The sequence below is a fragment of the Brevundimonas naejangsanensis DSM 23858 genome, assembly GCF_000421705.1.
Classification (GTDB): Bacteria; Pseudomonadota; Alphaproteobacteria; order Caulobacterales; family Caulobacteraceae; genus Brevundimonas; species Brevundimonas naejangsanensis.
Genome location: NZ_ATXN01000004.1, coordinates 283582 through 301402 on the forward strand (window position 1 = coordinate 283582; position 17821 = coordinate 301402).

General features: G+C 69.5%; 16 protein-coding genes. 11 read left to right on the forward strand and 5 right to left on the reverse strand.

The window, feature by feature from the left end; translation table 11 throughout:
* Positions 1–84: 84 nt before the first annotated feature.
* Both H556_RS0110915 and H556_RS0110920 read right to left on the reverse strand, forming a co-directional pair.
* The gene (locus H556_RS0110915) at positions 85–483 is read right to left on the reverse strand and encodes a hypothetical protein (RefSeq protein WP_024354461.1); all 399 of its coding nucleotides are present in this window, start codon (positions 481–483) and stop codon (positions 85–87) included.
* The gene (locus tag H556_RS0110920; protein WP_003167924.1) at positions 483–827 is read right to left on the reverse strand and encodes a glycine zipper domain-containing protein; all 345 of its coding nucleotides are present in this window, start codon (positions 825–827) and stop codon (positions 483–485) included. The genes H556_RS0110915 and H556_RS0110920 overlap by 1 nt, the downstream gene beginning before the upstream one ends.
* 143 nt (positions 828–970) lie before the next feature.
* On the opposite strand from H556_RS0110920, the gene H556_RS0110925 reads away from it, so the two are divergent.
* The 6 genes from H556_RS0110925 to murJ all read left to right on the forward strand — a co-directional run bounded on the left by H556_RS0110925 (position 971) and on the right by murJ (position 10526).
* The gene (locus tag H556_RS0110925) at positions 971–1624 is read left to right on the forward strand and encodes a fumarylacetoacetate hydrolase family protein (protein ID WP_024354462.1); all 654 of its coding nucleotides are present in this window, start codon (positions 971–973) and stop codon (positions 1622–1624) included.
* Positions 1621–2268 carry a maleylacetoacetate isomerase gene (gene maiA, locus H556_RS0110930; RefSeq protein WP_024354463.1) on the forward strand — a complete coding sequence of 216 codons (648 nt, stop codon included), beginning with the start codon at positions 1621–1623 and terminating at the stop codon, positions 2266–2268. Before H556_RS0110925 ends, maiA begins: the two co-directional genes overlap by 4 nt.
* A gap of 70 nt (positions 2269–2338) precedes the next feature.
* On the forward strand, positions 2339–3238 hold the full coding sequence (locus H556_RS0110935) for an aldo/keto reductase (protein ID WP_245559468.1): 900 nt from the start codon (positions 2339–2341) through the stop codon (positions 3236–3238).
* Positions 3239–3333: 95 nt separating this feature from the next.
* Positions 3334–6054 carry a DNA mismatch repair protein MutS gene (mutS, locus tag H556_RS0110940; RefSeq protein ID WP_024354465.1) on the forward strand — a complete coding sequence of 907 codons (2721 nt, stop codon included), beginning with the start codon at positions 3334–3336 and terminating at the stop codon, positions 6052–6054.
* Between the two features lie 35 nt (positions 6055–6089).
* Positions 6090–8792, forward strand: a complete 2703-nt coding sequence (gene glnD, locus H556_RS0110945) for a [protein-PII] uridylyltransferase (protein ID WP_051130263.1) — start codon at positions 6090–6092, stop codon at positions 8790–8792.
* A gap of 30 nt (positions 8793–8822) precedes the next feature.
* Complete coding sequence (gene murJ, locus H556_RS0110950; protein WP_024354467.1) at positions 8823–10526, forward strand: murein biosynthesis integral membrane protein MurJ; 1704 nt, start codon at positions 8823–8825, stop codon at positions 10524–10526.
* On the opposite strand, the gene H556_RS0110955 is transcribed toward murJ, so the two are convergent.
* Complete coding sequence (locus tag H556_RS0110955) at positions 10521–11024, reverse strand: hypothetical protein (protein WP_024354468.1); 504 nt, start codon at positions 11022–11024, stop codon at positions 10521–10523. The two genes, murJ and H556_RS0110955, sit on opposite strands and share 6 nt — an antisense overlap.
* A gap of 250 nt (positions 11025–11274) precedes the next feature.
* On the opposite strand from H556_RS0110955, the gene trpS reads away from it, so the two are divergent.
* The 3 genes from trpS to H556_RS16700 all read left to right on the forward strand — a co-directional run bounded on the left by trpS (position 11275) and on the right by H556_RS16700 (position 13550).
* Complete coding sequence (gene trpS / locus H556_RS0110960) at positions 11275–12312, forward strand: tryptophan--tRNA ligase (protein ID WP_024354469.1); 1038 nt, start codon at positions 11275–11277, stop codon at positions 12310–12312.
* 16 nt (positions 12313–12328) lie between these two features.
* On the forward strand, positions 12329–13054 hold the full coding sequence (locus H556_RS0110965) for a GNAT family N-acetyltransferase (RefSeq protein ID WP_024354470.1): 726 nt from the start codon (positions 12329–12331) through the stop codon (positions 13052–13054).
* A gap of 196 nt (positions 13055–13250) precedes the next feature.
* The gene (locus tag H556_RS16700; RefSeq protein WP_245559469.1) at positions 13251–13550 is read left to right on the forward strand and encodes an OsmC family protein; all 300 of its coding nucleotides are present in this window, start codon (positions 13251–13253) and stop codon (positions 13548–13550) included.
* 33 nt (positions 13551–13583) lie between these two features.
* Here H556_RS16700 and H556_RS0110975 read toward each other — a convergent pair whose 3' ends face one another.
* A complete protein-coding gene (locus tag H556_RS0110975; RefSeq protein ID WP_024354471.1) occupies positions 13584–14348 on the reverse strand; it encodes a dienelactone hydrolase family protein in 765 nt (254 codons plus the stop codon).
* Between the two features lie 107 nt (positions 14349–14455).
* Here H556_RS0110975 and H556_RS15720 point away from each other — a divergent pair, with 107 nt between their 5' ends.
* Both H556_RS15720 and H556_RS0110985 read left to right on the forward strand, forming a co-directional pair.
* Complete coding sequence (locus H556_RS15720; protein WP_029673541.1) at positions 14456–15106, forward strand: PadR family transcriptional regulator; 651 nt, start codon at positions 14456–14458, stop codon at positions 15104–15106.
* Positions 15103–15918 (forward strand): siderophore-interacting protein, encoded by an 816-nt coding sequence (locus H556_RS0110985; protein WP_024354473.1) that lies wholly within the window; start codon positions 15103–15105, stop codon positions 15916–15918. The genes H556_RS15720 and H556_RS0110985 overlap by 4 nt, the downstream gene beginning before the upstream one ends.
* A 289-nt stretch (positions 15919–16207) precedes the next feature.
* On the opposite strand, the gene purH is transcribed toward H556_RS0110985, so the two are convergent.
* Positions 16208–17812 (reverse strand): bifunctional phosphoribosylaminoimidazolecarboxamide formyltransferase/IMP cyclohydrolase, encoded by a 1605-nt coding sequence (purH, locus tag H556_RS0110995; protein ID WP_024354474.1) that lies wholly within the window; start codon positions 17810–17812, stop codon positions 16208–16210.
* Positions 17813–17821 lie beyond the last annotated feature (9 nt).

Sequence of the window (17821 nt, forward strand, 5' to 3'; positions counted from 1 at the left end):
GGTGTTGACGGGAGCGAGCTTTCGACCCCTCCCGTCGTCAGCGCCGCTTACCTGAAACAACGCGTCGGAGGCTTGGCTGTTCCTTTATCGCCGACGACGAACCCTGCTTTTTTCGGTGAAGGCCGCCGCCACCATCGTCGCCAGGGCGGGATTGCGCAGGAAGATGAAACCGCCAGCCAGGGCTGCAACGGCGCCCAGGACCGGGCGTTGCTGGAACAGATGCAGGGCGCGGGCGCCCAACCCCTCCGGCTCCTCGTCTTCTTCATCATCGCCGTCGCCGCGCGCGCGGCGCACGAACACCAGGGCGACGATCGCCGCGATCAGGGCGAACAGGAGCGCCGTCAGGGCGGCCGCGATCACGGGGATCACGACCAGCAGCAGCAGATAATAGACCGTGGCCCCCAGGGCGATCATGGCCACGAAGGCCGCGCCAGCGGCGACGAAGGTCGCCACGGCGCGGTTGATGAGCCCCCGGCCGATCATCAGCGCCGACGCCCGGCCAGCAGCAGACCCAGCACGACGCCGACGCCCAGCGCGATGGCGGTCGACTGGATCGGACGCTCCTGCACCCGTTCGACGACATAGCGTTGCGCTTCGTCGAACTTCTCGGCGGCGTCGTCGTAATATTCACGACCGCGCACCTTGGCGTCGTCGTAGTAGCCGCGCGCCTTTTCGCGCAGTTCCTCGCCCTGCTCACGCAGGCGGGCTTCGGCCTCGGAGGCCTTTTCCTTCAGACGCTGGGTTTCCTCACGGGCGCCGGCCTTGAGGTCCTCCTTCAGGGTCTTGAGGTCGTTCTTGATATCTTCACGAGCCTTGGACGTGGCCATGATGCGCGCTCCGCTCCTTGTGTAAGCTTGACGATTAAATAGAGAAGCCCTGCTCGAAACGCCACACCGACGATCAAGGTTCCTGCAGTGCGGCGCGGCTTCCCATCTGGCGCGCAGCGAAGCGCGCTTCTAGAACAGGCGTCATGACCCAATGGCTGTTCCCGCCCGCCCCGACGCCTTCTCTGCCGATTGACGGCGATGCGCGCCGCCTGCCCGTGCGGCGCATCCTGTGCGTGGGCCAGAACTACGCCGCCCATGCCCGCGAGATGGGCGCCGATCCCGACAAGCCGGCGCCTTTCTTCTTCGCCAAGCCGGGCGACGCCCTGGTCGCAGACGGCGCGGATCCGGCCTATCCCTCAGCGACGCAGAACCTGCATTACGAGGTCGAACTGGTCGTCGCGCTGGGCCCGGACGCCCGGCCGATCGGCTGGGCCGTCGGCGTCGATCTGACGCGGCGCGATCTTCAGGCGGAAGCGAAAGCCAAGGGCCGGCCGTGGGAGGCGGGCAAGGCGTTCGACCAATCCGCGCCGTGCGGCGCGCTCAGCCTGACGCCGCCCGCGCCGGATGCGGTCATTGAGCTGAAGGTCAACGGCGCGGTGCATCAGTCCAGCCGCCTGTCCGACATGATCTGGGACGTCGACGGCGTCCTGTCCAAGGCGTCCGAACTGTGGGCGCTCCAGCCCGGCGATCTGATCTTCACCGGCACGCCGGCGGGCGTCGGCCCCCTGAACCCCGGCGATCGGGTCGAGGCGGTCATCGCGGGCCTGCCGCCGCTCAGCTTCACGGTGCAATCATGATCCTGCACGGCTACTGGCGTTCAGGGACCAGCTATCGCACCCGCATCGCCCTCAATCTGAAGGGCCTGGAGTATCAGCAGGCGCCGCTGGACCTGCGCACGGGGGCGCAGAAGTCCGACGCCTACCTCAGGCTCAATCCGCAAGGGCTGGTTCCTGCGCTGGAGACAGACGAGGGCCTGGTTCTGACCCAGAGCCCGGCCATTCTGGAGTGGCTGGAGGAAACCCATTCCGAACCGCCCCTGCTGCCGCGCGACGCGGCGGGCCGGGCGCAGGTGCGGGCGATGGCGGCGGTGATCGGCTGCGACATCCATCCGCTCAATAATCTGCGGGTTCTGAAGGCGGTGCGAGGCCTGATCTCCGATGGAATGGGCGCCGATCAGGCGGGCGTGGACGCCTGGGCCGGGCGCTGGATCATCGAGGGCTTCACGGCGCTGGAGGCGCTGGTCGCGCGCCACGGCGACGGCTGGTGCTTCGGTGCGGCGCCGACGCTGGCCGACTGCTATCTGATTCCCCAGCTCTATTCGGCGCGGCGGTTCAACGTCGATCTGGCGGCCTTCCCGCGCCTGCTGGAGATCGAGGCGCGGGCCGAGGCCCACCCGGCCTTCATCGCCGCCCAGCCGGAAAACCAGCCGGACGCGGATTAAGCCTCTTCGTTCACCAACGACCTTGATTTCGGTCAATCTCCCTTAAGCTTTGGGACGGATGATCGGGGTCGTGAGATTCGCTGTTCCGCCCTCTCCAGCCGACAAACTCGCCATCGCCCTGGTGGTCGAGCCTGATCGGTCCCGCCCGCTGCCGCCCGGCCAGCGCGAGGAGGCGACGCGCCACCTGCTGCAGACCGCGGGCGACGCCGGGGTCGGCCTGGTCGCCACCCGTCCCGAGGGCGACGTCGAACGGATGCTGGGCCAGGCCTGGCCCTTCCCTTCGCCTTTTCGCGTCACCGCGCGCACCGTGCCCCTGGCCGACGGTCTGGACCGGGTTGAGGCCCGCGCCCGCCGCTCGCTGGAACGGATGGGCCTGCCGCGCGGCGACGCTGTTCTGGTGCAGAGCGCCGCTGATCTGGCGGGCGCCGAGGGCCGCGCCCTGTGGGACCGGCTGCAGGCGCTGAAGGATCGCGGGATTTTCCGCAAGGTCGGCTTCATCGCCACGGTCGAGGACGGTCCCGCCCTGCTGGCTCGCCGGTTCCAGCCGGACGTGGTGCAATTGACCTGCAACATCCTGGACCAGCGCGCGGCGCGCTCCGGCGCCATCGCCGATCTGGCCAGCCAAGGGATTGAGGTGCATCTGGCCTCGGTCTTTGCGCAAGGACTGCTGTTCGCCAACCGCGAGAGCCTGCCGCCCGAACTGGCGGCTCACGGCATGGCGCTGTCCCGTACGCGCCGCCGTCTGGCCGAGGCGCGGGTCGATCCGATGCAGGCGGCCCTGGCCTATGCCCTGACCCTGCCGGGCGTGGCCTCGGTCATCGCCAGCGTGGCTTCCTCGGCCGAACTGCGCGCCATCATCGCCGCCTCCCACGCGCCGCGTCCTGACATCGACTGGGACGCCCTGGCGCTGGACGAGACGCCCGCTGCCCTGGCCTCGCGCCCGCGTCTGCGGCTGGTGAGCGCCGCCTGATCCACAAAGCTGTCCACAGGTCGCCTCTCGCCTGTGCATGAGGGACGCCGCCCGCGCTTGAGGCCGTCGCCCCGATCCGCCACCCTGCGGACCAGATGAACGCGCCGCTTTCCCATCCGCCCCAGACCTTGGCCAAAACCGACCTCAAGCCGGACGCCAAGCCCGACGCTGGCACCACGCCGGTCATGGCCCAGTATCTGTCGGTCAAGGCCGGCCAGCCGGACGCCATGCTGTTCTTCCGCATGGGCGACTTCTACGAGCTGTTCTTCGAGGACGCGCAGAAGGCGGCTGCGGCGCTGGGCATCGCCCTGACCAAACGCGGCAAGCATCAGGGCGAGGACATTCCCATGGCCGGGGTGCCGGTCCATGCCATGGACGGCTATCTGGCGCGACTGATCCGTCAGGGCTTCAAGGTCGCCGTCTGCGAACAGCTGGAAGACCCGGCCGAGGCCAAGAAGCGCGGCTCCAAGGCCGTGGTCCACCGCGACATCGTGCGGGTGGTGACGCCCGGCACCCTGACCGAGGATGCGCTGCTGGACGCGCGCGGCGCCAACCGTCTGGCGGCCGTGGCGATCCGTAAAGGAAGGGCCGCCGTGGCGGTGGTCGAGCTGTCGGCGGGCGTGGTGGATTCGGTCGCCTGCGACCTGTCGGATCTGGGCGCGGCGCTGGCGGCGTTCCGCCCGTCAGAGGTGCTGGTTCCCGACCGCCTGTTCTCGGACGAGACGATGAAGGGCGCGCTGGACGGCTCGGGCGGGGTGGTTCAGGCCATGCCTCAGGCTCTGGCCGAGCCGGTCGGAGCGAAGGATAGGGTGCAGCGGCTTTACGGCGTCTCGGCGTTGGACGGTTTCGGCGCCTTTGAAGAGGCCGAGATTTCGGCTCTGGGCCTGATCGCCGCCTATCTGGAGACGACGCAGGCGGGCAGGATTCCCGCCCTGACCCCGCCGCGCCGGTCGGGCGAGAGCGGCTTTCTGGCCATCGATCCCGCGACTCGTCTCAGCCTCGAGATCGACCGCACCCAACGTGGAGAACGCGACGGCTCCCTGCTTCACGCCATCGACCGCACCGTGACCTCGGGGGGGGCGCGGGCGCTGGCTGAGCGCGTCTCGCGACCCCTGCGCGATCCGGCGGCGATCAACGCCGGGCTGGACGCGGTGGAATGGTTGCTTGAGCGACGCGATCTGCGACGCGACCTGCGCGACGCCTTGCGCGCCTCGGCTGATGTGGCGCGGGCGACCTCGCGTCTGGCGCTGGGGCGCGGCGGGCCGCGCGATCTGGCGGCGATCCGTTCGGGGTTGAAGACGGCGCAGGGTCTCAGCGCCCTGTTCGCCGCCTCGGCCAATGATCCGCTGGCCGGGCCGCCCGCGCGGGTGACGGCCTGTCTGGACCAACTGGCGCTTGAGGGCGACCTGTCGCACCTGCTGGCCGAACTGACCGATGGCCTGATGGACGAGCCGCCGCATCTGGCGCGCGACGGCGGCTATGTGAACCCCGGCCACCGGCCCGAACTGGACGCCGCCCGCACCCTGCGCGACGACAGCCGCAAGATCATCGCTGAACTGGAAGCCAAGGCGGTCGCCGACAGCGGCGTCGCCTTCAAGGTCCGCCACAACGCCGTCCTCGGCTACTTCCTTGAAGCCAGCGCCAAGGCGGCCGAACCCCTGTTGCGCGCGGGACCGGACAGCCCCTTCATCCACCGCCAGACCCTGGCCAATCAGGTGCGCTTCACCACCGTCGAACTGTCTGAGCTGGACGCGAAAATCAGCCAGGCCGGGCACCGCGCCCTGGCCATCGAGGCCGAGACCTTCGAGGGCTGGCGCCGCGAGGTGGCGCGTCTGGCCGGGCCGTTGCAGGGCGTGGCCGAGGCGCTGGCCGAACTGGACGCGCACGCCGCCTTGGCCGAATGGGCCGAAGAGGTCGGGGCCGTGCGCCCCAGCGTCGACGACAGCCTTTGTTTCGCCGTCGAGGCGGGCCGCCACCCGGTGGTCGAGGCGGCGGTGAAGGCGCAGGGCCTGCCCTATACCCCCAACAACTGCCGACTGGCGGGCGACGGCGTCGGGGCCTCGCGCCTGTCCATCGTCACCGGCCCGAACATGGCGGGTAAGTCGACCTTCCTGCGCCAGAACGCGCTTCTGGTGGTGCTGGCGCAGGCCGGCGCCTTCGTGCCGGCGCGGTCGATGAAGCTGGGCGTGGTCGACCGTCTGTTCAGTCGCGTCGGCGCCGGAGACGATCTGGCGCGCGGCCGCTCCACCTTCATGATGGAGATGGTCGAGACGGCCGCCATCCTGACGCAGGCGACCGGGCGCAGCTTCGTCGTGCTGGACGAGATCGGGCGCGGCACCGCCACCTATGACGGCCTCGCCATCGCCTGGGCCACGGCCGAGGCCCTGCACGAGACCAACCGCGCGCGGACCCTGTTCGCCACCCACTATCATGAGCTGGCCCAGCTCGAGGAACGGCTGGACCACGTCTGCAACCTGTCGATGAAGGCGCGCGAGTGGAACGGCGAACTGGTCTTCCTGCATGAGGCGGCGCCCGGCGCGGCGGACCGCTCCTACGGCGTGCAGGTGGCGCGTCTGGCCGGGGTGCCGACCGCCGTTGTCGGCCGCGCCCGCGAGGTGCTGGAGCGGCTGGAGAATGAAAAGGCGGCGACCGCCCGTCTGGACGACCTGCCGCTGTTCGCCGCCGCCGCCGAACCGCCCCCGGCGCCGATGAAGTCCATGCTGGACGAGGCCGTCGCCGCCATCGACCCCGACGACCTGACCCCGCGCGAGGCGCTGGAGGCGCTGTATCGGCTGAAGGGGATGGCGAAGAGCTGAAGACGCCGGGATGAGCGGGAAGAAAAGGGCGTGCTATGGTCGTCGCCGTGATCTCACCGCCTCCGCTCCCGTCCGCCATTCTTGACGCCGCCTCGGCGCCGGACCCGCGCGCCGCCGTCACCGCCGCCTTGCGCGAAAGCTTCAACGCTGACCGCGCCCGAGCCGCCCGCCGGGCCGAGAGCGCCACCGACGGCGCAGAGGCCGCACGCCTGTACGCCGAGGCGGCTGACGCCCTGCTGTCGACCCTATGGCGCTTCGCGACCGAACAGGTCCATCCGGCCCCGGAAGAGCGACTTAGTCTGCTGGCGGTCGGCGGTTATGGGCGCGGGGTGCTGGCGCCGTTTTCGGACCTCGACCTGTTGTTCCTGCGGCCGGGGCAGGCGATCAGCCCGCGTGCGCAGGCGGTGGTGGAGTTCGTCCACTACGTCCTGTGGGATCTGGGGCTGAAGGTCGGGTCGGCCTTCCGCTCCATCGGCGAGACTCTGGCGCTGGCGCGCGACGACATGACGGTGCGCACCACCCTGCTGGAAGCGAGGGTGCTGACGGGGGACGTCGGGCTCGGCGAAAGCCTGCTGAAGCGTTTCCGCAGCGCCGTCGCTCGCGCCGATCCGCGCCCCTTCATCGCCGCCAAGATGGCTGAGCGCGACGTGCGCCTGCAGAAGACAGGCGCCGTCCGCTATCGCGTCGAGCCGAACGTCAAGGACGGCAAGGGCGGGCTGCGCGACCTCAACACCCTGTTCTGGATCGCCCGCTCGCTGGCCCCGGACAGCGAGCGGGGACAGGCGGCGCTGGAGGGCCTGTTGACCGCACGCGAGCTGCGCAGCTTCCGCGAGGCCATCGGCTTCCTGTGGCGGGTGCGCGTCCTGCTGCATCTGGTCGCCGGGCGGGCCGAGGAGAAGCTGACCTTCGATTTCCAGCCCGAGATCGCCCGGCGCATGGGCTGGCGCGGGCGTGGCGACGAACTGGCGGTCGAGCGTTTCATGCGCCGCTATTTCCAGGTCGCGCGCGAGGTCGGCGCCCTGACCCGCGCCGTCTCGGCCCAGCTGGAGGCGCGCCAGCAGAAGAAGGCCGAAGGGCTGGCGCGCGGCCTGTCGCGGCTGATCCGCCGCCGACGCATCAAGCTGGCCTTCGATGGGCTGGCGGTGGAGGAGGGGCGGCTGACCGTCACCGGGGCCAACGTTTTCGCGCGCGATCCGGTGCGTCTGCTGCTGCTCTTCGTCGAAGCGGATCGGCTGGATCTGGACCTGCACCCTGACGCCTTCGCCGCCGTGATCCGCTCCCTGACGCTGGTGACGCCCGCTCTGCGGCGCGACCCCCGCGGGGCCGATGCCTTCCTGAAGGTGTTGGCGCACGGGCAGCGGCCCTATCGCGTCCTGTCGATCATGAACGAGACGGGGCTGTTGGGCCGCTTCCTGCCCGAATGGGGGCGGATCGTCGGCCAGACCCAGTTCAACATGTACCACGCCTATACGGTGGACGAGCACACGCTGCAGGCGGTGGGGATCATCAACGATATCGCGCGCGGCAAGCTGAAGGCGGACCATCCGGCCTCGACCGCCATCGTGCCGCGCATCGCCGATATCGAGGCCCTGATGCTGGCCATGCTGTTGCACGACGTGGGCAAGGGCGGCGACCGGGGACAGCTGGAGGACGGCGCCATCGCCGCGCGCCGGGCGTGCGAGCGGCTGGGCGTCGATCCGCGCCGGATCGAGTTGGTCGTCTGGCTGGTGCGCCACCACCTGCTGATGAGCGACTACGCCCAGAAGCGCGACGTGTCCGACCCCTCGACCGTGCGCGCCTTCGCCGAGGCGGTCGGCGACCCGGAACGTCTGCGGATGCTGATGGTGCTGACCGTGGCCGACATCCGCGCCGTGGGGCCGGGCGTTTGGAACGGCTGGAAGGGGCAGTTGATGCGCGCCCTGTTCGAGGCGACCGAGGCCTTGTTCCGGGGCGACGCCGTGACGCGCGAAGATCCTCTGGCCGACCACCCGGCCCTGGTCGAGCGCGCGCGGCGCGAGGGGGCGGCGGTCGAGGCCCTGGCCGCCGAGGGGCCGCTGGAATCGACGGCCCGCGTGGCCGTGGCGGCGCGCGACCGGTCGGGTCTGTTCGCCGATCTGGCCGCGACCCTGTCGCTGGCGGGCGCAGACGTGGTGGGCGCGCGGCTGGCCACGGCCGACGACGGCATGGCGCTGGACGTGTTCGAGATTCAGGACGGGGCGGGCGAACCTTACGGTGGGCGCGAGCCGCGACGGCTGGCCATTCTGGTCAAGGCGATGGAGCGGGCGGTTCTGAAGGGCGCGCGGACCTCGGCCATGCAGGCGCCGCGCGTCAGCGCCCGCCGCGCCGTCTTTGATGTGCGGCCGGTGGTGCGGATCGACGCCGATACCGGGACCAGCGCCGTGGTGATCGAGGTCTCGGGCGCCGACCGGCCCGGTCTGCTGGCCGATCTGGCGCGGACCATTTCGACGCACGGTTATTCGACCCGCTCGGCGCACGTCGCCAGCTTCGGCGAGCGGGCGGTGGACGGCTTCTACATCACCGACGTGGACGGCCGGAAGCCCAAGAGCAAGGCGAAGCTGGAGGCGCTGAAGGCGGATTTGCTGGAGGTGCTGGATCGCGCGCCTCAAGGCCCTGCCGGGCGCAGCATCACCCCCGTGCGCGCCAGCGTGCGCGACGTTTCGGATCTGGAAGGCACGCTGGGCCGCTCGCCCGTATCCAGCGGCCCGCAGGCGCGCTAAGGCGTTTCGGGACCGAGCGCAGGAACAGCCGTGAACGACAAGACCGATCCCATCGAACCGGCCGCGCCGATCTCAGCAGCGAACGCCACGGTCGAGCCGGTGGTCCAGCCGCCCGCTTCCGCCGCGACGGCCAAGCCCACGGCCGGCGGGGTGGCGCGCTCCTCGGCCATTTTCAGCGCCATGACCCTTCTCAGCCGTCTGGCCGGGTTTGCGCGCGATCTGGTCATCACGGCGGCGCTGGGCGCCTCGGCGGGACCGGCGGCCGACGCCTATTACACGGCGCTGAACTTCCCCAATCTGTTCCGGCGCATCTTCGCCGAAGGGGCCTTCGCCGCCGCCTTCGTGCCCGCCTACGCCAAGACGCTGAAGAGCGAAGGCGAGGCGGCGGCGGACAGGGTGGCGACCGACGCCCTGGCCGCCGTGGCCGCCGTCACCGTGGCCCTGACCCTTGTCGCCCAGCTGGCCATGCCGTGGCTGATGACGGTCATCAACATCGGCTTCCTGGACGATCCGGCGCGGTTCAAGCTGGCGGTGATCCTGACCCAGATCACCATGCCCTATCTGCCCTGTATGGCGATCGCCGCCCTGCTCAGCGGGGTGCTGAACGCACGGGGACGCTTCATCGTCTCGGGCGCCTATCCGATCCTGCTGAACCTGATCATGCTGGCCGCCGTCATCCCGGTGAAGGGCGACCAGATCCAGGCCGCCTACGCCGCCTCATGGGCGGTGCTGGTCGCAGGGATAGCCCAGGCGGGCCTGTGCTGGTGGGCGGCGCGCCGGGCAGGGGCGAACATCCGCCTCAGCCTGCCGAAGATGACCCCGGCGGTGAAGGCCATCATCATCACCGCCATCCCGGCCGCTATCGGCAACAGCGCGACCCAGATCAACGTCTTCATCTCCGGCAACCTGTCCAGCTTCGTGAACGGCGGGCGCACCTGGCTGGCGACGGCGGACCGGCTGTATCAGCTGCCGCTGGGTCTGGTCGGGGTGGCGATCGGCATCGCCCTTCTGCCCAAGCTGTCAGCGGCGGTGGCGTCTCAGGATCACGGCCAGCAGCAGGCGTCGATGGACGAGGCGCTGATCCTGTCCATGGCACTGACCCTGCCGGCGGCGGCGGCCCTGATGGCCATGCCCTACTTCCTGATCGACGCCCTGTTCACGCGCGGCGCCTTCCTGCAGGTGGACGCCGTCAACACGGCTCATGCCCTGCTGCATTTCGGCTGGGGCGTGCCCGCCTTCGTCCTGATCCGCATCCTGGCCCCGGCCTTCTTCGCGCGCGGCGATACGCGACGACCGATGGTCTTCGCCCTGATCTCGGTGGCGGTGAACGCCGTGCTGGCCATCGGCCTGTTCAACCTTGGCATGGGGGTGTCCGGCATTGCGGCGGCGGTCAGCGCATCGGCCTGGACCAATGTCCTGCTTCTGGGCGCGACCCTGTGGCGGCGCGAGCACTACCGACCCAGCCCGCGCGCCATCTGGCGTCTGGGTCGCATCGCCCTGTCCAGCGCGGGTCTGGCGGCGGTGGTTGGCGCGGCGTCGTGGGCGCGGCCCATGCTGCAGGCGCCGGTCGCGGACCTGCTGGCGATGGCGGGTTCGAGCCACGGCGCCAAGGAGATCACCCTGCTGCTGGTCGTGGCGGCGGGCGGTCTGGCCTATGTCGCGCTCGCCTTCCTGACCCGCGCCGTGACTGTGGCCGAGGTCAAGGGCCTGGTTCGACGCTCGGCCCGGTCATAGGTCTAGCAGAACCTCCAGCGCCTTCTTGAACTCCACCAGCCCCTGTTTGGCGCCGAGCGCCGCCGTAAGGGACTCCAGCGGACCGTCGATGGCCGCCAGCGTCGCGCGCAGGGCGCGGCGATAGAGGGACCAGCCTCGGCTCATGCCCGGATTCCGGCTAGGCTGGGCGGCGACGACCAGGCGATAGGCCGCCAGGATCGCCAGCATCTTGAAGCGCAGCGCCTCGCCCTGAAGGCGGTGCTCGACCATGGCGGGGGCCGAGAAGTCCGCGTCGCCGACCATGGCGATCAGGGCGTCGACATCCTCCAGCGCCAAAAGTCTGGCCGCGAGGAAAGCGTCATCCAGCACCGGGTCGGCGGGGTCGCCGCCGCTGGTCAGAATCAGCGTCTCCCTGAACTCGGCGATCATGTCGATCAGGTGACGCAGCAGCGCCAGCATCCGCGTCAGCGCCTGGCGAGAGTCGAAGCTCTCGGGCGGGGCGACTTCGAACTCGTCCATGTCCTTCCCTCCATGACGATGGAAGAGGAGGCTAACATCGTTCCGCGATCGCGGCGACGCGCGAACCGCCGCAGGAGTGTTGCCCTTCGCGGCCCGAACCGATAAGCGCGAGGGCATGGCGCTTTCGGGACGATTTCTCGCTCACGGACGATGGCGCGGCTGATCCGCCGCCCCGGGCTTCCGCACGCCCGCCTTTCGCACGCGAAACCGTGCGCCGACATTCGCCTTTCGACTTCCGAGATTCGCTATCATGACTGACCAGACCCCGGCCCAATACACCGGCCCGCGCCGCATCCTGTCCGGCATCCAGGCCTCGGGCGCCCTGCACCTGGGCAACTATCTGGGCGCGCTGAAGCGCTTCACTGAGCTTCAGGAGACGGGCGCGCCCCTGTTCGTCTTCGTCGCCGACATGCACGCCATCACCGTGTGGCAGGAGCCCGAGAAGCTGGCCGCCCAGACGCGCGAGATCGCGGCGGCCTATCTGGCCTCGGGCCTGGACCCGGCCAAGGCCGTCATCTTTCCGCAATCGGCGGTGCCCGCCCACGCCGAGCTGGCCTGGATCTTCAACTGCGTCGGCCGTCTCGGCTGGCTCGACCGGATGACCCAGTTCAAGGAGAAGTCGGGCAAGCACAAGGAACGCTCCAGCGTCGGCCTCTACACCTATCCGGTGCTGCAGGCGGCGGACATCCTGCTCTACAAGGCGACCGAGGTGCCGGTCGGCGAGGACCAGAAACAGCATCTGGAGCTGACCCGCGACATCGCTCAGAAGTTCAACAACGACTTCGGGACGCCCGGCTATTTCCCCCTGCCCGAGCCGCTGATCCAGGGGCCGGCGACGCGGGTGATGTCCCTGCGCGACGGCGCGGCCAAAATGTCCAAGTCCGACCCGTCGGACCTGTCGCGCATCAATCTGACCGACGACGCGGACGCCATCGCCAACAAGATCCGCAAGGCCAAGACCGACATGGAGCCCCTGCCGGAAACGCTTGAGGGTCTGGAAGGTCGGCCCGAGGCCAAGAACCTGGTCGCCATCTACGCCGCCCTGGCCGACACCACGCGCGAGGCCGTTCTGGCCGAGTTCGCGGGGCAGGGCTTCGGCGCCTTCAAGCCCAAGCTGGCCGAACTGGCCGTGTCGTCCATGGCCAATGTCACGGCCGAGATGCGCCGCCTGATGAACGACCCGGCCGAGATCGACCGCGCCCTGGCCGCCGGCGCCGAAAAGGCGCGCGAGATCGCCGAACCGACCATCGCCGAGGTCAAGAAGATCGTCGGCTTCTGGCAGGGCTGATCGGGAAGAAGCGGCGATGACCCATCCGCTCGACCGGCCGGTCTGGAGCGCCCTGACGTCTGCGCGTCAGGCGCCGCTGGCCGTGGGCGCAGGCGGGGCGCTGCGCCTGGCGCCGGGCTATGGCGTCTTTGCAGCGGCGGTTGATCCGTCGCCGCAAAGCCTGGCGGCCCTTTCCGCGTTGGAGCAACCAGAGGGGATGCTGGCCACGGTCGAGGCGGCGCGGACGCCTGTCCCGCCCGGCCTGACGGTGCTGAAGGAGGCGGTGTTGTCGCAGATGGTGCTGGTTGATCTGGCGCCAGCCAAGCCGCGTGATATCGCCATCGAACCGCTGGGTGAGGCCGACGCCGCCGCCATGCTGGCGCTGGCGACCCTGACCGAGCCGGGGCCTTTCTTCGAGCGGACGCACCGGCTGGGCGACTTCTTTGGGGTCAAGCAGGACGGTCGGCTGCTGGCGATGGCGGGCGAGCGGCTGAAGCCCGACGGCTTCACCGAGGTGTCCGGCGTCTGCGCCCACCCCGACGCGCGCGGCCGCGGTTACGCCGGGGCCCTGATGCGGGCGGTGATCGAGCGTATCCTGGCGCGCGGCGAAACGGCCTTCCTGCACTCCTATGCGGACAACGCCGGGGCCATCACCCTGTACCATTCGCTGGGCTTCACCATTCGTGCGTCGATGCAGATGCGGATGTTGACCAGAGGCGATCTGACCCAAGGCGATCTGGCGCAAGCTGAACCGGGCGCCTAGCTTAGCTTCGACCTTCAGTCTTGGAGCCCGTCATGAGCCAGCATGTCGCCGTCGTCGAATGGAACCGGGGCGATCAGCCCTTCAGCGACAACAAATACGGCCGCGGCCATGACTGGCGCTTTGACGGCGGCGCGGTGGTGCGGGGATCGTCTGCGCCTTCGCCCATGATCCCGCCGCCCCTGTCGGAAGAGGCGGGGTGGACCCGGAAGAGGCGCTGGTCGCCGCCCTGTCCAGCTGCCACATGCTGTTCTTCCTGGCCTACGCCCGTAAGGACGGCTTTGTGGTCGATTCCTATCGCGATGAGGCGGAAGGAACGCTGGGCAAGGACGAGCGCGGCAAGATGTCGATCACGGACATCGTCCTGCGCCCCGTCGTCGCGTGGTCGGGCGACAAGCGGCCGGACGCGGCGGCCATCGCCGACCTGCACCATCGCGCCCACGAGATCTGCTACATCGCCAATTCGATCCGCGCCGAGGTGAGGATCGAGCCGCGTTGACGCGGCGGGCTTCAGTCAGACTTCAGAGATTCATCAGGCTTCTGGCGTCGCTTCCGTCTGCGCGGTTTCATTCAGGAAGGCCGTGAAGCGGCGCAGGGCCTCTTCGGCCAGTTCGGGATGATGGCGCATCGGCCCGTTGTTGGTCGGTTCGTCAAAGGCGTGGGTGCCGTCGACGACCCAGCTTTCCACCTCGGCCCCGCCCGCGCGGATCATGGCGTTGACGCGCTCGGCGTTGCGCACCGTGGTCAGGTGGTCGCGCCCGGCCGTCAGGGCGAAAACGCGCGGATGCAGTCGCCACGGCTTCATCCGGTTGAACGCCCAGGCGCCGATATAGCTATAGGCCAGCCACACCGCCTTCACGCCCGACAGATCGACGACGCCGGGATCGACTACACCCATGCGGCGGGGCGCGGGCGTTTCGCTCATCATCTCCATGATCGACCAGCCGCCGTGGCTCCATCCGGCCAGGACGAGCTGCGAGGCGTCCACGTCCGATCTCTGTGAAATCCCGTGGATGGCCGCCAGCACATCGCCCGCCCGCTCATAGCCCCGAAGCGCCAGGCCGGTGCAGACGGCGGTCAGGGTGAAGGCCCGGCTCCAGCCGCGTGGAGCGTAGGAATCGACGATGACCGCCCGCCATCCCGTCGCCTTCGCCGCCTCGGCGTACCGCGGCAGGTGGGCGCGAAGACCGCCGCAGCCGTGGAACAGCAGGACGGTCGGACGCGGCCGGTCGTCGTCTGGCCCGACGACCTGGATATGGGGCTCAAGCTTGGCCCAGCGGGCGGCGATGGTGTCCATACCCGCAACTTAGGGCGTCGTTTTTTTCTGGAAAGGGGTCTTGCGCTTCCCTCATTCAGATATATCTGTTTGCAAGTTCGATATATCTAAGTGAGAGAGAATATTAGATGAGAGGATCCAAGGGGATCGGAAAGCGCGGCCACGGCATGGGTCATGGCATGGGTCATGGCATGGGTCAGGGCGGCGGTCGCGGATTTGAGCGCGGCTGGGGCTTTGGCGGCGGTCATGGCCGCACGATGCGTCCGGAAGGCCGACGCATGGGCGAAGGTCGGATGCGCGGCGAGGGCCACGGTCGTCGTGGCGGCGGCCGGATGTTCGAGCACGGCGCCCTGCGCTGGGTGCTGTTGTCGCTGATCGCCGACAAGCCCAGTCACGGCTATGAGCTGATCAAGGCCATCGAGGCGCGCATGGGCGGCGCCTATACGCCCAGCCCCGGCGTCATCTACCCCAGCCTGACGCTGTTGGAAGACATGGGCGCTCTGAGCGCCGTCGCCGAGGGCGGTAAGAAACGCTACGCCATCACCGATGAAGGCCGCCGCCTGCTGGTCGAGAACGCCGAGGCCCTGGCGCATGCCGAGCGCAAGATGAAGGTTCTGCGCGGCCGCGCCGACCGTCCGGCCCGGATCGCCCAGGCCATAGAGGCCTTCCGCGCGGCGACCCACGACCGCCTGACCCAGGAGCCGCCGCTCAGCGAGGCCCAGGTCGAGGCCATCGCCGATCTGATCGAAGCCTCAGCCGAAAAGGTGAGACAGGCATGAGCAACGCTCTGTTGAGACAACCGCGCCGCGTGCGGCATGAGCTGAAATTCCGCCGCGCCCGCGTTGAGGCGGTGGAGCAGCTGACCCCGGTGCTGAAGCGGATCGTGCTGACGGGCGAGGAGCTGGAAGGCTTCTTCAGCCCCGGCTTCGACGACCATGTGAAGGTCTTCCCGGCGCCGCGCGGCGAGGCGCTGGTGCTGCCGACGCTGGGGCCGGACGGGCCGGTGTTCCCGGAGCCCCGGCCCGTGGCGCGCGACTACACGCCGCGCGCCTTCGATGCGGCCAACCGGCGGCTGACGATCGACTTCGCGGTCGGTCACGGCGGTCCGGCCACGGCCTGGGCCGAGGATGCGCGACCGGGGGATGAACTGGGCCTGGGCGGGCCGCGCGGCTCCTTCCTGATCCCGACCAGCTTCGCCGAACACCTGCTGGTCGGCGACGAGGCGGCGATCCCCGCCATCGCGCGCCGTCTGGAGGAGCTGCCCGCGACCGCGCGCGCCATCGCCTGCATCGAGGTGAACGACGCAGGCGGAGAGCTGGATATGTCCAGTCCGGCGAACGTCGAGATCGTTTGGGTGCATCGCAACGGCGGCCCGCGCGGCCGCGCCGAGGCCCTGACGGCGGCGGCGATGGCGGCGGCGAAACGGATCGACCCGGCCGACGCCTATGTCTGGGTGGCCTGCGAATCCTCAGTTGCGCGGTCGATGCGCGCGGCCCTGCTGTCGGCCCGGCCGTTCAACCCGAAATGGATGAAGGTCGCCGGCTACTGGCGTCTGGGCCGCGCCGGGTCGCACGAGGTCATTGAGGATTGATGTTTAATCTCCCGCTCATCCCGGCGGACGCCGGGATCCAGCAAGAGCGCCGGTCTCACGCTTTGCTCATGGGAGCGGCGGTTGAAGCCAAAGCACTGGGTCCCGGCGTCCGCCGGGATGAGAGGGGGTGAATGGGCGGCGCTCAAACCGGCCATGAAGAAGGGCGCTGCCGATGATCGGCAGCGCCCTTTTCCTTGCGCTCAAGCAGCGAGCCGCCGCGCGGCTTGCGTTAGCGTCCAAAAAAACAGCTCAAGCAGCAGGCGGCCGCGCCGCCTGCGGTAGCGGTCTATCAGTGCCTGAAGACGCGAACGCCGGTGAAGGCCATGGCGATGCCGCGTTCGTCGGCGGCGGCGATGACTTCCTCGTCACGGATCGAGCCGCCCGGCTGAATCACCGCCGTGGCCCCGGCGGCGACGGCTTCCAGCAGGCCGTCGGCGAAGGGGAAGAAGGCTTCGGACGCGCAGGCTGAGCCTTCGGCCAGCGAATGGGCCAGACCCTTGGCTTCGCCCGCTTCCTTGGCGCGGATGGCGGCGATGCGGGCGCTGTCGCGGCGATTCATCTGGCCGGCGCCGATGCCCGCCGTCTGGCCGTCCTTGGCGTAGACGATGGCGTTGGACTTGACGTGCTTGGCCACGGTGAAGGCGAACAGCATGTCCTGGATCTCGGTCGGCGTCGGCTGACGGCGCGTGACGATTTTCAGGTCGGACGGCTTGATCAGGCTGCGGTCGCGCGACTGGACCAGGAAGCCGCCGGCCACCGAGCGGAAGACCTCGCCCGTGCCGTGCGGGTCGGGCAGGCCGTCGGTGATAAGCAGGCGCAGGTTCTTCTTGGCGGCGAAGACGGCCTTGGCCTCTTCGTCGGCGCCGGGAGCGATGACGACCTCGGTGAAGATGCCGGTGATGGCGCGGGCGTCCTCAGCCGTAAGCGGGCGGTTGACGGCGATGACGCCGCCGAAGGCCGACACCGCGTCGCATTCCAGCGCGCGGGCGTAGGCTTCCGACAGGTCCTTGCCGACGGCCACGCCGCAGGGGTTGGCGTGCTTGACGATGACGCAGGCCGGGGCCTCGAACTCGGCCACCAGTTCATAGGCGGCGTCGGCGTCGGCGATGTTGTTGTAGCCCAGCTCCTTGCCCTGGATCTGGGTCGCATAGGCCACGCCCGGACGCTTCTCGCCGGTGCGGTAAAAGGCGCCGGTCTGGTGCGGGTTCTCGCCATAGCGCAGGGTCTGGGCCAGCGAGCCGGCGATCGACTTGCGCGCCGGGGCGGCGTCTTCCAACTGAGCGGCGAACCAGCCGGACACGGCGGCGTCATAGGCGGCGGTGCGCGCAAAGGCGCGGGCGGCCAGTTGCTTGCGCAGGGCCAGCGAGGTCGAGCCGTCGGCCTTCAGGGCCTCGACGATCAGGCCGATGCTTTCCGCGTCGACGGCGACGGCGACGTGGCCGTGGTTCTTGCTGCCCGAGCGGATCATGGCCGGGCCGCCGATGTCGATGTTCTCGATGGCCGCTTCAAAGCCGCCGCCGTCCTCGACCGTCTTCTCGAACGGATAGAGGTCGATCCAGACGATATCGATCGGACCGATGTTATGGGTGGTCATGGCCTCGGCGTGGGCCGGGGCGTTGCGCACGCCCAGCAGGCCGCCGTGCACGACCGGGTGCAGGGTCTTGACCCGGCCGTCCATCATTTCCGGGAAGCCGGTCAGATCGGCCACGTCCTTGACCGGCAGGCCGAAGCCCGCGATCGCCGCCTTGGTGCCGCCGGTCGAGACCAGTTCGACGCCCAGCCCCGCCAGGGTGCGCGCGGCGTCCTCAAGCCCCGCCTTGTCCGACAGGGAGATCAGGGCGCGGACGGGTTTGATCGCGTCCGGGGCGGGCGGAAAGTCGGGAGCGGCGGGCATGGGCGGCGT

Excerpts from the sequence above, each read along its gene's own strand:
- H556_RS0110915 (WP_024354461.1), bottom strand. The coding sequence starts at position 483 with ATGATCGGCCGGGGGCTCATCAACCGCGCCGTGGCGACCTTCGTCGCC.
- H556_RS0110920 (WP_003167924.1), bottom strand. The coding sequence starts at position 827 with ATGGCCACGTCCAAGGCTCGTGAAGATATCAAGAACGACCTCAAGACC.
- H556_RS0110925 (WP_024354462.1), top strand. The coding sequence starts at position 971 with ATGACCCAATGGCTGTTCCCGCCCGCCCCGACGCCTTCTCTGCCGATT.
- maiA (WP_024354463.1), top strand. The coding sequence starts at position 1,621 with ATGATCCTGCACGGCTACTGGCGTTCAGGGACCAGCTATCGCACCCGC.
- mutS (WP_024354465.1), top strand. The coding sequence starts at position 3,334 with ATGAACGCGCCGCTTTCCCATCCGCCCCAGACCTTGGCCAAAACCGAC.
- glnD (WP_051130263.1), top strand. The coding sequence starts at position 6,090 with ATGGTCGTCGCCGTGATCTCACCGCCTCCGCTCCCGTCCGCCATTCTT.
- H556_RS0110955 (WP_024354468.1), bottom strand. The coding sequence starts at position 11,024 with ATGGACGAGTTCGAAGTCGCCCCGCCCGAGAGCTTCGACTCTCGCCAG.
- trpS (WP_024354469.1), top strand. The coding sequence starts at position 11,275 with ATGACTGACCAGACCCCGGCCCAATACACCGGCCCGCGCCGCATCCTG.
- H556_RS0110965 (WP_024354470.1), top strand. The coding sequence starts at position 12,329 with ATGACCCATCCGCTCGACCGGCCGGTCTGGAGCGCCCTGACGTCTGCG.
- H556_RS0110975 (WP_024354471.1), bottom strand. The coding sequence starts at position 14,348 with ATGGACACCATCGCCGCCCGCTGGGCCAAGCTTGAGCCCCATATCCAG.
- H556_RS15720 (WP_029673541.1), top strand. The coding sequence starts at position 14,456 with ATGAGAGGATCCAAGGGGATCGGAAAGCGCGGCCACGGCATGGGTCAT.
- H556_RS0110985 (WP_024354473.1), top strand. The coding sequence starts at position 15,103 with ATGAGCAACGCTCTGTTGAGACAACCGCGCCGCGTGCGGCATGAGCTG.
- purH (WP_024354474.1), bottom strand. The coding sequence starts at position 17,812 with ATGCCCGCCGCTCCCGACTTTCCGCCCGCCCCGGACGCGATCAAACCC.